The sequence below is a fragment of the Streptomyces sp. NPDC004732 genome, assembly GCF_040609235.1.
Lineage (GTDB): Bacteria > Actinomycetota > Actinomycetes > Streptomycetales > Streptomycetaceae > Streptomyces.
Genome location: NZ_JBEXJR010000007.1, coordinates 227,264 through 240,858, shown reverse-complemented (window position 1 = coordinate 240,858; position 13,595 = coordinate 227,264). Strand labels below are relative to the sequence as shown.

Below are 13,595 nucleotides of genomic sequence, written 5' to 3'. Positions count from 1 at the left end.
CGATGACGGTGTTTCTTGGTCTCGGCATCGCGGGAATCGTGCTGCTGACGCTCTCCCTCCTCCTCGACGGGGTCCTCGAAGGACTCTTCGGAGGAGCGGGCGCACTCGACGGGCTCTTCGACGGGCTCCTCTCCCTGCCGGTCATCGCCGGATTCGTGTCCATGCTCGGCTTCGGCGGGGCGCTCGTGCTCGGCACGACCGGCCTCGGCGCCGGTCCCGCCGCCGTCGCGGGAGCCTGCGCGGGGACCGGGGCGGGCTGGGTGACGTGGAAGCTCACCCGCGCCCTGATGCGCGACCAGACCGCCCCCACACCGCGGGGCACCGACCTCGTGGGCACCGCGGGATCGGTGGTCACGGCGATTCCGGCCGACGGCTACGGCGAGGTGCTGCTGCACCTCGCGGGCCAGCGCGTGAAGTACGCGGCCCGCAGCGCCACCGCCGTGGCGCGGGGCACCGAGATCTGGGTCGACGCCGCACTGTCGCCGACCTCGGTGGCGGTCCGGCCCGTCGAACGCTGACCCGGCACCGGCGCCGACCGGTCCACCGCTCACCAACCTTCAGAACCGATCTGCCGTCCCCGGGTGGCAAGGGGGGAATGCACCATGAGTCCAGTCCTGATCTCGGTCGTGGGAGTCGTCGTACTCCTCGTCCTGTTGGCGCTCGTCGTCATCACGCGCTACAAGGTCGCCGGGCCCAGCGAGGCCTTCATCGTGACCGGCCGGCGCGGCAAGAAGTCCACCGATCCGGACACCGGCCGGATCATGACCGACAACAGCGGCCAGAAGGTCGTGGTCGGCGGTGGCGTCTTCGTCGTGCCGTTCGTGCAGCAGAAGTTCACGCTCGACCTGTCCTCGCGGCACATCCCGATAGCCGTGCGCGGCGCGGTGACGCTGCGCGGCGTGAAGGCGAACCTCGAAGGCGTCGCCATCGTGAAGGTCGGCGGCACCGAGGACTCGATAAGGGCCGCGGCCCAGCGCTTCCTCGTGCAGCAGAACGGCATCGTCGGCTTCACCCAGGAAGTGCTCTCCGGCGCGCTGCGCTCCATCGTGGGGCGCATGTCGGTCGAGGACATCATCCGGGACCGTGCCGCGTTCGCCGGTCAGGTCGCCGAGGAGGCCGAGGCCAGCCTGTCCGGGCAGGGCCTGGTCCTCGACGCCTTCCAGATCCAGGACATCACCACCGAGGGCTCCTACCTGGAGGACCTCGGCCGCCCGGAGGCCGCCCGCGCCAAGCAGGAGGCGGACATCGCCGAGGCCGTGGCGCGCCGCGCCGCCGAGCAGGCGCGGCTGAAGGCCGAGGAGGAGATCGCCGTCGCGCAGCGGACCTTCTACCTCAAGCAGGCGGAGATCAAGGCCGAGACGGACGAGGCGGCGGCCCGCGCGAGCGCCGCGGGACCGCTCGCCGAGGCGGCCAGGCAGCAGGACGTCCTCACCGAGCAGGAGAAGGTCGCCAAGCGCCAGGCGGCGCTCACCGACAGCGAGTTGGACACCCAGGTCCGCAAGCCCGCCGACGCCGCGCGCTACCAGGCGGAGCAGGAGGCGGAGGCCCGCAGGATCGGTCTGGTCAAGCAGGCCGAGGCCGACGCGGAGCGGGCCCGTCTCACCGGTGAGGGCGAGAAGGCGCACCGTGCCGCGCTGGCCGACGCCGTACGCCTGGAGGGTGAGGCCGAGGCCGCCTCGATCGGCGCGCGGGGTGCCGCGGAGGCCGCGGCGATGCGCAAGAAGGCCGACGCGTTCGCGCAGTACGGTGACGCCGCCGTCCTGCAGATGCTCGTCGAGGTCCTGCCGAGCGTCGTCGCCAAGGCGTCCGAGCCGCTGAGCGCGGTGGACAAGATGACGGTGATCTCGACGGACGGGGCGGGCCAGCTGTCCCGCACGGTCGCGGACAACGTCGCCCAGGGCGTCGAGCTCCTCAGCTCCACGACGGGGGTCGACCTCGCCGAGCTCCTCAAGGGCATCACGGGCAAGGGCACGCCGGGCAAGAGCGGGGCGGCCGCCGTGCCCGCATCCGCCGCCGCCTCCGTCAACGGCAAGATCGACGTCACCGACTAGGCGCCTGAGGGCGACTCCTCGCGGCCGCATACCCTTCGATCATGGACTGGGCACTGCGTTCCGCGAGGACGGCGGACATAGAACTCATAGCTGAACTGCGCGCGATCGTGATGCGGCCCGACCTGGAGCGTCTCGGCCGGTTCGATCCGCACCGGGTGCGGCAGCGGCTGCGGGACTCGTTCTCCCGGGAGCACACCTGTGTGATCGAGAGCGGCGGCGGGTTCGCGGGGTGCGTCACCCTGCGGCCCGCCGCCGATGGTCAGTGGCTCGAGCACTTCTACCTCGACCCGCGGCTGCAGGGGCGGGGCCTCGGCTCGGCGGTCCTCGGCTCGCTCCTGGAGCGGACCGACGCCGAGGGCGCGACCGTCCGGCTCGACGTGCTGCAGGGCAGCTCCGCCCGGCGGCTGTACGAACGCCACGGGTTCGCGGTCGAGACGGAGGACCCGGTCGACGTCTTCATGGTGCGGGACGCCCGGGTAGCCTCGCGATCATGTTCATTCTCGAATTGACCTACACCGCGCCGGTCTCCGCCGTCGACGAGCAGCTCGCCGCCCACGTCGCCTGGCTCGACCAGCAGTACGAGGCCGGTGTCTTCATCGCCTCGGGCCGCAAGAACCCCCGCGACGGCGGCGTGATCATCGCCGTCGCGGAGGACCGCGCGGCCATCGAGAAGACCGTCGCGGAGGACCCGTTCACGGTGGCCGGGGTCTGCGAGTACCGCGTCACCGAGTTCTACGCGACGAAGACGGCCGATGCCCTGTCCGCGTACCGCGAGCAGCTGCCCGCATAGGGCCCTTCTAGCGCCGCCCCTCCAGGCGGGCGATCCGCCCCTTCTCCCCCGCGGCCCAGCAGCCCCGGTCGGGGATGCAGTCCACGGTGTCGTACGACCCGGAGTCGACCGTCCGCCAGCTCCGCCCGCCGTCCGTCGTGACGTCGGTGCCCGTCGGGCCCACCGCGAGGGCCGTGGAGCGGCTGTGCGGGAACCACGCCACGCCGGATCGGTAGGCGGGCGGCGGCTGCCCCGCCGGGTCCCAGCTGCGGCCGCCGTCCCGGGTGACCGCCGCCGCCTTCGGCGAGGCCTGGTCGGCGCGGTAGTCGCCGCCCACCGCGATGCCGTGCGTACGGTCGCGGAAGGCGAGCCCGAAGACGCCGCGGGCGGGGTCGCCCGCCGGGATCGGCGCGTCGGTGTCTTGCCAGGTCAGGCCGCGGTCGGCGGAGTGCAGGACCCGCGCGCGGGACGCCCCGCCGGTGGCCAGCCACACGTCCCGCGGCCCCGATGCGACCAGGCACTGGCCGCTCGCCGCGAACCCCGCCTCGCCCTCCTGGGCGGCGGGCATCCCGGCGTCCGGCAGGACCTTCCAGGACCGGCCGCCGTCGGCGGTGGACAGGATGCGGAACCTGCCGTCGACGGGATCGCTCATCGCCAGGCCGTGGCGGCGGTCGAAGAAGGTCATGCAGTCGTAGAACGCCTTGGCGTCGGTGTTGCGGAACGACTCCGTCCAGCTGGCGCCGCCGTCCTCGGTGCGCAGCACCCGCGACGCCTCGCCCTCGCCGATGGCGAGCACCACCGCGCGGCGGCCGTCGAAGGCCTCGATGTCGCGGAACTCCAGATCGGCGGCGCCGGGCGGAGACACTTCGCGCCAGGTCTTGCCGCCGTTGGCTGTACGCAGCACGGTCCCCTTGGTACCGGCGGCCCACGCCGTGTCACGGCTGACCGCGGCGAGCCCGCGGAAGCGGGCGTCGGTGCCGCTGTCCTTGAGCTGCCAGCGCGGTTTCCGGTCCGGGTGGTGCGCGGCGCCGTCCGCCCCCGCGGCGCCCGGTGCCGCGAGGACGGTTCCTGCGAGCATCGCCCCGCACAGTCCCGTCAGTAGCATCCGCCTCGTCGACTTCGTCTTCCCCATGCCCCTCATGGCGGGCGAAGCTAGCCGACGCGCGCGGCCTCGTCCAGATGGCCTGAAGGTGTCCCCCATGGGGTGGTCACCGGGAACCGCGGACCCCGCCAGGGTGTCGCGGTGACAGAGGTCACTCGCTCCGACCCACCCTCCGTGTGCACGGATTCCATCTTTCCTTCGTCTATCCAAGTGCCGACCCCAGTCGTCCAGCAGTCAGTGAGGGAGCAGGCGTTGTCCACCGTCATCGAGCAAGCCGTAGAGGCCCGCCTGGTCGCCGCCGCGCCGCGGATGCCCACCATTCCCGCAACGCTCCACTACGACCGGCGGGATCCGTTCGCCGTGCGCATGAGCTTCCCCGCTCCCGCGACCCTCGAGGGAATCGAGGTCTACTGGACCTTCGCCCGCGATCTCCTAGTCCTCGGCGTGGAGCGGGCGGCGGGCGACGGGGACGTGCGCGTGCGTCCGTACGGTTTCGACCGCACGGTCGTGGAGTTCCACGCCCCCGAAGGCACCGCGATCGTCCACATCCGCACCGGGGACCTCCGCCGCTTCCTGCACCGCACGACGGCGCTGGTGCCGGTCGGCCAGGAGCACCGGCACGTCGATCTCGACCAGGACCTGGCCGAGCTGATGCGGGACGCGTGCTGAGCTCGTCGTAGCCGGGCTGCCCGGACTCAGCCCCCTCCTCCGCCGCCGCCGTTCGACGAGCGCGCCATCTCCGCGGCCGCGACCGCCGAGGCCAGCGCCTTGCGCAGGGCGCGCATCAGCTCGGCCAGCTCGGGCGACGCGCCGCCACCGCGGTCCGTCAGCTCCGCCAGCCGGTCCTTGTACCGCCTGCGGTCCTTGCCGGTGGCGAACGGCCGGACCTTGCCGGTGGCCGCGCACATCACGAGGGCCGCCTCGCTCGCGGGCACCTCCGTGACCGGTCGGGTGCCGCGCAGCACCGTGCCCGCGTCGGCCTGCAGCGCCTCCGCGTAGCCCGCGCGCTCCAGCTCCCAGTGCCGGGTGGGAAAGACGCCGAGGACGCGCCTGCGCTCCTGGCGCAGATAGCCGTGGGCGGTGAGCTGGCCGCGCACCTCGTCCAGGGTGGTGCGGGAGCGGTACGTCAGCCAGCCGCGCCACTTGCGCGGCCGGGACCCCTCGATGAGTGCGGCCAGGGAGTCGAGCACCGTGTCGCCCGTGCGCGCGCCGACCACCGGGGTGACGGTGCCGTCCGTCTCGACGACCACACCGCGCTGGGCGAGCTCCGCCAGCGCTCCGGCGCGGATGACGAGGTGCAGGTCGGGGCCGCCGGTGAACCTCTCCTTCTCGCCGCTCCAGGCCAGGAGCAGGAGCTTGGCGGGCAGGGACAGCGTGCCGTAGTGCACGGCGCCTCCTCGGTCGGCGGCCATGGAGCCGGGCGTGGCCTCACTGGCCTCACGATAAAACGTTGACGCACCCCACGGCGCTCCGTACGGTGTATAGCGGTTCTGTTGCCGTCGATAGGAGTAGGACGTTGCTCGTCTGAGGTCATGAGACATCGCGTCACGCAGCTTCGGCTGTCGTGCACGCCGTGTGCGACCTCGGCATCACGAGCCGTCCCGTCCCCCCGGCACAGGCCTTTTTCATTCTCCGGCCTCACCTCCGCCGCGGTGTCTCGAACGCGTTGCCCCTGACCACGCTTCACACCACGCAACCGCGAGGCCTGTATGTCTACCTTCCCCACCTCCATCAGCTGTACGTCGCTGTCCTTCGGCTGGCCCGACGGCACCGGCGTCTTCGACGGCCTCCAGGTGGCCTTCGGACCCGGCAGGACCGGTCTCATCGGCGTCAACGGATCAGGGAAGTCAACCCTGTTGAAGCTCATCGCCGGTGAGCTGACGCCGACCGACGGCGCGGTGCGCGTCGCCGGTGACGTCGGATATCTGCCGCAGAACGTCACCCTCGACACCGGCCTGCGCGTCGACGAGGTGCTCGGCATCGCCGCGACCCGCGCCGCGCTGCACGCCATCGAGGCGGGCGACGTGCGCGAGGAGCACTTCACCACGGTCGGCGACGACTGGGACGTCGAGGAGCGCGCCGTCGCCACCCTCGATCAGCTCGGGCTCGGCCACATCGGCCTCGACCGCACCACGGGCGAGGTGTCGGGCGGCGAGTCGGTGCTGCTGCGCCTCGCCGCGCTGCTGCTGCGCCGTCCCGACGTACTGCTGCTCGACGAACCGACCAACAACCTCGATCTGTACGCCCGCAGGCGCCTTTACGCGGCCGTCGAGGCGTGGTCCGGCGTCCTGGTCGTCGTCAGCCACGACCGCGAACTCCTCGACCTCGTCGACCAGATCGCCGACCTCCGCGAAGGGGAGGTGAGCTGGTACGGGGGCAACTTCAGTGCGTACGAGGAGGCCCTCGCCGTGGAGCAGGAGGCGGCCGAGCGCATGGTGCGCGTCGCCGAGACCGATCTGCGCAAACAGAAGCGCGAACTGGCCGACGCGCAGGTCAAGTTGGCCCGCCGCAAGCGGTACGGCCAGAAGATGTGGGACCAGAAGCGCGAGCCGAAGGTCGTCATGGGCAACCGCAAACGCGCCGCCCAGGAGTCGGCGGGCAAGCACCGCATCATGCACGAGGAGAAGCTCGCCGAGGCCAAGGAGCGCCTGGACGGCGCCGTCGAGGCGGTGCGGGACGACGACGAGATCCGCGTCGACCTGCCGCACACCCTGGTGCACCCGGGGCGCACCGTCCTCACCCTCAGCGGCCTCGAACTCTGCTACGGCGCCCGTGTGCAGGGCGAGTTCGAGCTGCGCGGACCCGAGCGGATCGCGCTGATCGGCCGGAACGGCGCGGGCAAGACCACGCTCCTGCGCACCATCGCCGGAGAGCTGGCACCGGTCTCCGGCGAGGCCGTGACTCATGTGCCGATGCGCTTCCTGCCCCAGCGCCTCGACGTGCTCGACGACGCGCTGACCGTCGCCGAGAACGTGGCGGCGTACGCCCCCGATGCCACCAACAACCGCATCAGGGCGCGGCTGGCCCGCTTCCTGTTCAAGGGGGCCCGGGCCGACCAGCAGGCGGCGACCCTGTCGGGCGGCGAGCGGTTCCGGGCGGCGCTCGCGGCGCTGCTGCTCGCGGAGCCCGCGCCGCAGCTGCTCATGCTCGACGAGCCGACGAACAACCTCGACATGGCGAGCGCGAAGCAGCTGTCGACGGCCCTGGACTCGTACGAGGGCGCGCTGCTCGTGGCCAGCCACGACCTGCCGTTCCTGGAGTCCATCGGCATCACGCGGTGGCTGCTCCTGGACGGAGAGCTCAAGGAGATCACTCAGGAAAAGAAGACAGAAGCTGTCGGGTATTCCGCATAGCTTCGATGCATGGACCAGGACAACCAGGACACGCACCAGTACATCGCCATCGACGGAGCCCGTGAGAACAACCTCAAGGAAGTGAGCCTGCGCATCCCCAAGGGCAGGCTCACGGTCTTCACGGGCGTGTCGGGGTCCGGGAAGTCGTCGGTCGTCTTCGACACGATCGCGGTGGAGTCGCAGCGCCAGCTGAACGAGACCTTCACCTGGTTCGTCCGCAACCGGCTGCCGAAGTACGAGCGGCCGCACGCGGACGCCATCGAGGAGCTCTCCCCCGCGATCGTCGTCGACCAGAAGCCGGTCGGCGGCCACTCCCGCTCCACCGTGGGCACGATGACGGACATCTACTCCGTGATCCGCGTGCTGTTCTCCCGGCACGGCACGCCGGGCGCGGGCTCCGCGGCGGCGTACTCGTTCAACGACCCGTCGGGCATGTGCCCGGAGTGCGACGGGCTCGGGCGCACGGTGCGGCCCGACTTCGACCGCATCCTCGACCCCGCCAGGTCCCTGGCGGACGGCGCGATCCTCTTCCCGCCGTTCGCCGTGGGGACCTGGCAGGGCCAGACGTACACGAACACGCCCGACCTGGACACGCGGAAGCCGGTCGGTGAATTCACCGCGGCGGAACGGCAGTTCCTGCTGCGCGGCGGGCGCGCCAAGAAGAAGGTGAACGTCAACAACACGGGCGGCGCGCGGGACATCGACTACGAAGGGCTCGCCGACCGCTTCGAGCGCCTCTATCTGAACCGCGACCTGTCCTCGCTCTCGCAGAAGACCCGTGACATGGCGCAGGCCTTCCTGAACGAAGGGACCTGCCCGGCCTGTCACGGGGCCCGCCTGAATCCGGCGGCGCTCGCCACCCGCATCAACGGCCTGGGCATCGCCGACTGCACCGGCATGGAAGTCACCGACCTGATCGCGGAGTTGGGGCGCATCGACGACCCGGTGGCCGGTCCGATCGCGGGGGCGGCCGTGGCGGCCCTGGAGCGGATCGAGGCGATCGGTCTCGGCTATCTCAGCCTGGACCGCGAGACGTCCACGCTCTCCGGAGGCGAGGGACAGCGCCTGAAGATGGTGCGCCACCTCGGCTCCAGCCTCACCGGCATGACGTACATCTTCGACGAGCCGAGCGTCGGGCTGCACCCGCGCGACGTGGGACGCCTGAACGATCTCCTCCTGCGGCTGCGCGACAAGGGCAACACCGTCCTGGTCGTCGAGCACGACCCCGACGTGATCGCGATCGCCGACCACGTCGTCGACATGGGCCCGGCGGCCGGCACCGACGGCGGCCTGGTCGTCTTCGAGGGCACGCCGGACGAACTGCGCCTGGCCGACACCCTCACCGGCCGCCACCTGCGGCACACCACCGGCATCAAGGAGCACCCGCGCGAGGCCGTCGGCGGCCACTGGGTCAAGGACGCCGATCTGCACAACCTCAAGAACGTGAGCGTACGGGTGCCGACCGGGGTCCTCACGGCGGTCACCGGCGTCGCCGGATCCGGCAAGAGCACCCTGGTGTCGAAGGCGTACACCGAGGCGCACCCGGACGCCGTGGTCGTGGACCAGTCGTCCATCGGCATCTCGGGCCGTTCGACCCCGGCGACGTACCTCGGGATCATGGACACGCTGCGCAAGGTGTTCGCGCGCGAGACCGGGGCGAAGGCGAGCCTGTTCAGCTTCAACTCCCATGGTGCGTGCGAGCGTTGCCAAGGGCGCGGGATCATCTACAGCGACCTCGCGTTCATGGACCCGGTGACCACGACGTGCGAGGCGTGCGAGGGGCGCCGCTTCAAGGAAGAGGTGCTGCGGCTCACCGTCGGCGGCCGGTCCGTCGTGGACGTACTGGAGATGACGGCCGATCAGGCCCTGGAGTTCTGCGAGCGCTTCGGCGACGCGTCGGTCCGCCGCCGCCTGCGGGCCCTGCGGGACGTGGGTCTCACCTACCTCACGCTCGGACAGCCGCTGAGCACGCTCTCCGGCGGCGAGCGCCAACGCATCAAGCTGGCCACCCAGTTGCACCGCACGGGCACGACGTACGTCCTGGACGAGCCGACCACCGGACTGCACATGGCGGACGTCGAAGGGCTGCTCGCGATGCTCGACCGGCTGGTCGACGCCGGGAACACGGTGCTCGTCGTCGAGCACAACCTCGACGTGGTCAAGCACGCGGACTGGGTGATCGACCTGGGCCCCGACGGCGGCAAGCACGGCGGGCGGATCGTCTTCGAGGGGACGCCCGCGCAGCTCCTGCGGGCCGAGGGCTCGTTCACGGCGGAACACCTCCGCGGCGCCCTGGGCGAGGACGGGCCGCGCGCTGCATGATGTTGCGGCACTGCCCGCCCGCGTGAGGAGAGCCGCCCGTGCCCAGCAAGAAGGCCCTGATCCGCCGCCCGAGTCCGCGCCTCGCCGAAGGCCTGGTCACCCATCTGCAACGCACTCCGGTCGACACGGGGCTGGCGGCGCGGCAGTGGGAGGCGTACGTGGAGGCGCTGACCGACCACGGCTGGGAGACCTTCGAGGTGGAGCCGGCCGACGCCTGCCCCGACTCGGTCTTCGTGGAGGACGCGGTGGTGGTCTTCCGGAACGTGGCGCTGATCGCCCGGCCCGGCGCCCGGTCCCGGCGGGGCGAGACGACCGGCGTCGAGGAGGCGGTGGGACGGCTGGGCTGCTCGGTGAACTGGGTATGGGAGCCGGGCACGCTGGAGGGCGGCGACGTGCTCAAGATCGGCGACACGATCTACGTGGGGCGGGGCGGCAGGACCGACGCCGAGGGGGTGCGGCAGTTGCGGGCCGTCTTCGAGCCGCTCGGGGCGCGGGTCGTCTCCGTACCCGTCGCCAAGGTCCTGCATCTGAAGTCCGCGGTGACGGCGCTCCCCGACGGGACGGTCATCGGGTACGAGCCGCTCGTCGACAGCCCCTCGCTGTTTCCCCGCTTCCTGCCCGTACCGGAGGAGGCGGGCGCGCACGTGGTGCTGCTCGGCGGCTCGAAACTGCTCATGTCGGCGAGCGCACCCCGGAGCGCGGAGCTGTTCGCCGATCTTGGATTTGACCCGGTTCCGGTCGACATCAGCGAGTTCGAGAAGCTCGAAGGCTGTGTGACGTGCCTCTCAGTTCGGCTCCGTGAACTGTACGCCTGACCTGCAATGAGGCCTCAGTGGCGGCAGGGACGGGTGGGGGCCTGGCTCACCACCTCTTTACGGCGGGTTTAACCTACGGCAACGTAACCTACGACACCGTAGGTAGTGCACCGCTCGCACCGCCCGTCGAACTCTACGTACTCCCGTCCCCCTGGAGCCCCCGTGACGATCACCTCTCCCCACCTCGGCAGCGCGGACAGCTGGACCGACGCCCGGCTGCTGTACGCGCTGGAGGAAGTGGTCGAGCAGGAACTCAATCGCCACCTCAAGGTGGCCAAGGACTGGATGCCCCACGAGTACGTCCCGTTCTCGGACGCCCGGAACTTCCCGGGCATCTTCGAGGACGGCGAGGCGTGGGAGAAGGGCCAGTCCCCGGTCACCGACATCGGCCGCATCGCCCTGGTGGTCAACCTGCTCACCGAGGACAACCTCCCCAGCTACCACCACGAGATCGCCTCCCTCTTCGGCCGCGACGGCGCCTGGGGCACCTGGGTGCACCGCTGGACCGCCGAGGAGGGCCGCCACGGCATCGTGATGCGCGACTACCTCCTCGCCTCCCGCGCCGTCGACCCGGACCAGCTGGAGCAGTTCCGGATGGCGCACATGAGCGAGGGCTTCGAGTCGGACAACCGCCACTCGATGCTGCACTCGGTCGCGTACGTCGCCTTCCAGGAGCTGGCGACCCGCATCTCGCACCGCAACACCGGCCACCAGTCGGGCGACCCGGTCTGCGACCGCATGCTGGCGCGCATCGCCACCGACGAGAACCTCCACATGGTCTTCTACCGGAACCTGCTCAAGGCCGCCTTCGAGCTCGCTCCCGACCTCACGATGCAGGCCGTGCGCGACGTGGTCGTCAACTTCCGCATGCCGGGCCACGGCATGCCGGGCTTCGAGCGGGCCGCCGCGCAGATGGCCATCGGCGAGGTCTACAACATGCGCATCCACCACGACGACGTGCTGCAGCCCGTGCTGCGCTTCCTGAAGGTCCTGGAGATCGACGGGCTCGGCCCCGAGGGTCTGCAGGCGCAGGAGGAGCTGGGCTTCTTCATGGGCGGGCTCGACGCCGAGGCGTCGAAGTTCGACGAGCGGCTGGCCGCGCGCAAGGCGCGGATGGCGGCGCGCGGCGCCTGACCCGGCCCGCCCCCTCCGTCACGGCCTCCTGTCACGGCCTCCCGTCACTACCCTTCGTCACGGCCCTTCGTGGGCACCCGGCAAGGGCCGGACGGTGAGGATCTGCTCGGCCCTGCCGACCGGGCCCGCGAGGTCGTGCAGCACGGAGCTCGTGACGCCCTGCCCGGTGGGACCGAAGGTGACGCTGGTGTCGAGTCCTACCCAGCGTCCTTCGGGCTGGCGGTGGAAGTGGACCGTCAGATCGACGTTCGGGTACATCCAGGCCGTGGGCGGCTGGCGCACCGCGATGCCGTTGGCGGTGTCGAGGAGTGCGACGAAGGCGGCGAGCGGTCCCGCGGGCTGTCCCGCGACGAGATCGAGGCCGGTGGAGATCCACGCCGTCGTGCGGCCGGGCCGCGGGGGCGCGAGCGGACGGACGTCGAGCGAGGCGATGTACCCGCCGGGCCAGGTCTCGGTCATCGGCCAGGACGCGAGCCCGTCGGGCGGCGTGAGCGCGTCCGCCCCGCCACCGGCGACCGCCGCGGTGTCGCCGGAGCCGAGCAGCCAGGCCCTGGCCCGCACCACGGGGCGGTCGGCGATGAGCACGACCGCTTCGAGCAGTTCGATGGTGCGGCCGGGACGTATGGTCTCCACCCGGATCTCGCACTCGTCCAGGGCGAGGCGCCCGAGGATGTCGAAGCTGATCCGGGACAGCACGAGGCCGTCGCCGACACCGCCGGGACGCGCGGCCAGATGTCGGTCGATCCCATGGGCGACGAGGCCGCCGAGCGGGCTGAAGTGCTGTTCCGCTGGGTCCCACGCACCGCTCGCGTGAGCCGTCGGCTTGTAGCGGTGGTCATCGATGGACTCGTAGTAGCTGCCGGTGCTCAACGGTGCGTACCTCTCGGGACTCGACGGGCTCACTGGGATCAGAGGGGCAGGTGGGTCAGGGGGATCAGGGGGATCAGGGGGCGAAGACCGTGCTGGACAGGATCACATGGACGGCGGTGCCGCCCAGAATGCTCAACAGCGCGTTGCGCCGCCACAGATGGAGGCCGACGGTGACGGCCACGGCCACCACCGGAGCCAGGGCGCGCGGTTGGGTGAGCGGCAGGTCGCGCAGGCAGTAGACGACCAGGATCAGCATCACGCCCGCGGGCATGCGGGTGCTGAGGTACTGGACGGTGCCGCTCTCGCGCAGCGGGGCGAGAGCCGCGAAGGGCAGGGCGCGCAGGGCCCAGGTGACGGCCGCGGTGACGACGACGGCGGCGATCGCGTAGGAAGCGTCAGGCATGGCTCTGCGCCCTCCGGGTGGCCAGGTGACGGGCCAGGAGCCCCAGGGTGAACAGGGCGAACGCGGCCAGGAGCAGCTCGCCGGGGAAGAGCAGCCGGGCGAACAGGGCGCTGAACAGGGCGAGTACGGGCGTGGGCAGGTCGCCGCGCAGTTCCCGCACCGCCTCGACGGCGAGGACGGTGAACAGCGCGGTCAGCGCGAAGTCCAGGCCCCTGACGCTGTCGGGGATGAGCGAGCCGAGGAGCGCTCCGGCGATCGACCCCGCCACCCAGTACAGGTGCAGCAGGAGCTGCAGTCCGAGGATGCGCCGGCCCGGCCAGGAGCTCGCGCGCTCCCCCGAGGTCAGGGCGTACGCCTCGTCGCTGAGCGCGAAGGTGCCGTACGCCTTGCCGAGCCGCCCTTCGACGCGGTGCAGCGGGTAGGACAGCGAGTAGAAGACGTGCCGGACGTTGACCATGAACGCGGTCGCGGCGATCGAGGCCAGCGGGGCGACGGCGGCGACCATGCCGATGAGCAGGAACTCGAACGAGCCCGCGTAGACGAGCGCGGCGGACAGGCCCGCCCACCACCAGTCGAGGCCGGACTGGGTGACCAGGGCCCCGAAGGCGAGACCGAGCGGGAGGAACGCGAGTCCTACGGAGGCGGTGTCGCCGAGCGCGGTCCGCAGTCCTGAGAAGGGCCGGGGGCTGGATATCTCGGCAGGGGCGGCGGGGGCAGGGGCGGGGACAAGGGTGTCGCCGACGACGGGTGGAGCTGTTCGCATGCCGACATTTTAT

Annotated in this window: 14 protein-coding genes; 9 read left to right on the top strand and 5 right to left on the bottom strand. The window is 71.3% G+C overall.

Annotation, left to right across the window (positions count from 1 at the left end):
* Positions 1–2: 2 nt before the first annotated feature.
* From ABZV77_RS22465 to ABZV77_RS22450, 4 genes are all read left to right on the top strand, one after another.
* Positions 3–518: a hypothetical protein gene (locus ABZV77_RS22465; protein ID WP_356259537.1), complete on the top strand. Its 516-nt coding sequence runs from the start codon at positions 3–5 to the stop codon at positions 516–518.
* A gap of 84 nt (positions 519–602) precedes the next feature.
* Positions 603–2,051, top strand: a complete 1,449-nt coding sequence (locus tag ABZV77_RS22460; protein WP_356259534.1) for an SPFH domain-containing protein — start codon at positions 603–605, stop codon at positions 2,049–2,051.
* Between the two features lie 41 nt (positions 2,052–2,092).
* Complete coding sequence (locus ABZV77_RS22455) at positions 2,093–2,560, top strand: GNAT family N-acetyltransferase (protein ID WP_356259531.1); 468 nt, start codon at positions 2,093–2,095, stop codon at positions 2,558–2,560.
* Entirely contained in the window at positions 2,542–2,841 is a 300-nt protein-coding gene (locus ABZV77_RS22450; protein WP_356259529.1) for a YciI family protein, read from the top strand. The genes ABZV77_RS22455 and ABZV77_RS22450 overlap by 19 nt, the downstream gene beginning before the upstream one ends.
* 7 nt (positions 2,842–2,848) lie before the next feature.
* Here ABZV77_RS22450 and ABZV77_RS22445 read toward each other — a convergent pair whose 3' ends face one another.
* Positions 2,849–3,961 carry an oxidoreductase gene (locus ABZV77_RS22445; protein ID WP_356259526.1) on the bottom strand — a complete coding sequence of 371 codons (1,113 nt, stop codon included), beginning with the start codon at positions 3,959–3,961 and terminating at the stop codon, positions 2,849–2,851.
* Positions 3,962–4,174: 213 nt separating this feature from the next.
* Here ABZV77_RS22445 and ABZV77_RS22440 point away from each other — a divergent pair, with 213 nt between their 5' ends.
* Positions 4,175–4,591 carry an SsgA family sporulation/cell division regulator gene (locus ABZV77_RS22440; protein ID WP_356259523.1) on the top strand — a complete coding sequence of 139 codons (417 nt, stop codon included), beginning with the start codon at positions 4,175–4,177 and terminating at the stop codon, positions 4,589–4,591.
* A 26-nt stretch (positions 4,592–4,617) separates the two neighbouring features.
* Here ABZV77_RS22440 and ABZV77_RS22435 read toward each other — a convergent pair whose 3' ends face one another.
* Entirely contained in the window at positions 4,618–5,334 is a 717-nt protein-coding gene (locus tag ABZV77_RS22435; protein ID WP_356259520.1) for a GPP34 family phosphoprotein, read from the bottom strand.
* Between the two features lie 297 nt (positions 5,335–5,631).
* Between ABZV77_RS22435 and ABZV77_RS22430 the strand changes: the two genes are divergently transcribed.
* The 4 genes from ABZV77_RS22430 to ABZV77_RS22415 all read left to right on the top strand — a co-directional run bounded on the left by ABZV77_RS22430 (position 5,632) and on the right by ABZV77_RS22415 (position 11,546).
* Positions 5,632–7,275, top strand: a complete 1,644-nt coding sequence (locus ABZV77_RS22430; RefSeq protein ID WP_356259517.1) for an ABC-F family ATP-binding cassette domain-containing protein — start codon at positions 5,632–5,634, stop codon at positions 7,273–7,275.
* A 9-nt stretch (positions 7,276–7,284) separates the two neighbouring features.
* Complete coding sequence (locus ABZV77_RS22425; protein ID WP_356259514.1) at positions 7,285–9,597, top strand: excinuclease ABC subunit UvrA; 2,313 nt, start codon at positions 7,285–7,287, stop codon at positions 9,595–9,597.
* Positions 9,598–9,635: 38 nt separating this feature from the next.
* Complete coding sequence (gene ddaH / locus ABZV77_RS22420; protein ID WP_356259511.1) at positions 9,636–10,412, top strand: dimethylargininase; 777 nt, start codon at positions 9,636–9,638, stop codon at positions 10,410–10,412.
* A 162-nt stretch (positions 10,413–10,574) separates the two neighbouring features.
* A complete protein-coding gene (locus ABZV77_RS22415) occupies positions 10,575–11,546 on the top strand; it encodes an acyl-ACP desaturase (protein WP_356259508.1) in 972 nt (323 codons plus the stop codon).
* Positions 11,547–11,603: 57 nt separating this feature from the next.
* Here the strand turns inward: ABZV77_RS22415 and ABZV77_RS22410 are convergent, their stop codons facing one another.
* From ABZV77_RS22410 to ABZV77_RS22400, 3 genes are all read right to left on the bottom strand, one after another.
* The gene (locus ABZV77_RS22410) at positions 11,604–12,416 is read right to left on the bottom strand and encodes a thioesterase family protein (protein ID WP_356259506.1); all 813 of its coding nucleotides are present in this window, start codon (positions 12,414–12,416) and stop codon (positions 11,604–11,606) included.
* A gap of 73 nt (positions 12,417–12,489) precedes the next feature.
* Positions 12,490–12,819 carry an AzlD domain-containing protein gene (locus tag ABZV77_RS22405; RefSeq protein WP_356259503.1) on the bottom strand — a complete coding sequence of 110 codons (330 nt, stop codon included), beginning with the start codon at positions 12,817–12,819 and terminating at the stop codon, positions 12,490–12,492.
* The gene (locus ABZV77_RS22400; protein ID WP_356259500.1) at positions 12,812–13,582 is read right to left on the bottom strand and encodes an AzlC family ABC transporter permease; all 771 of its coding nucleotides are present in this window, start codon (positions 13,580–13,582) and stop codon (positions 12,812–12,814) included. The genes ABZV77_RS22405 and ABZV77_RS22400 overlap by 8 nt, the downstream gene beginning before the upstream one ends.
* Between the last annotated feature and the right edge of the window lie 13 nt (positions 13,583–13,595).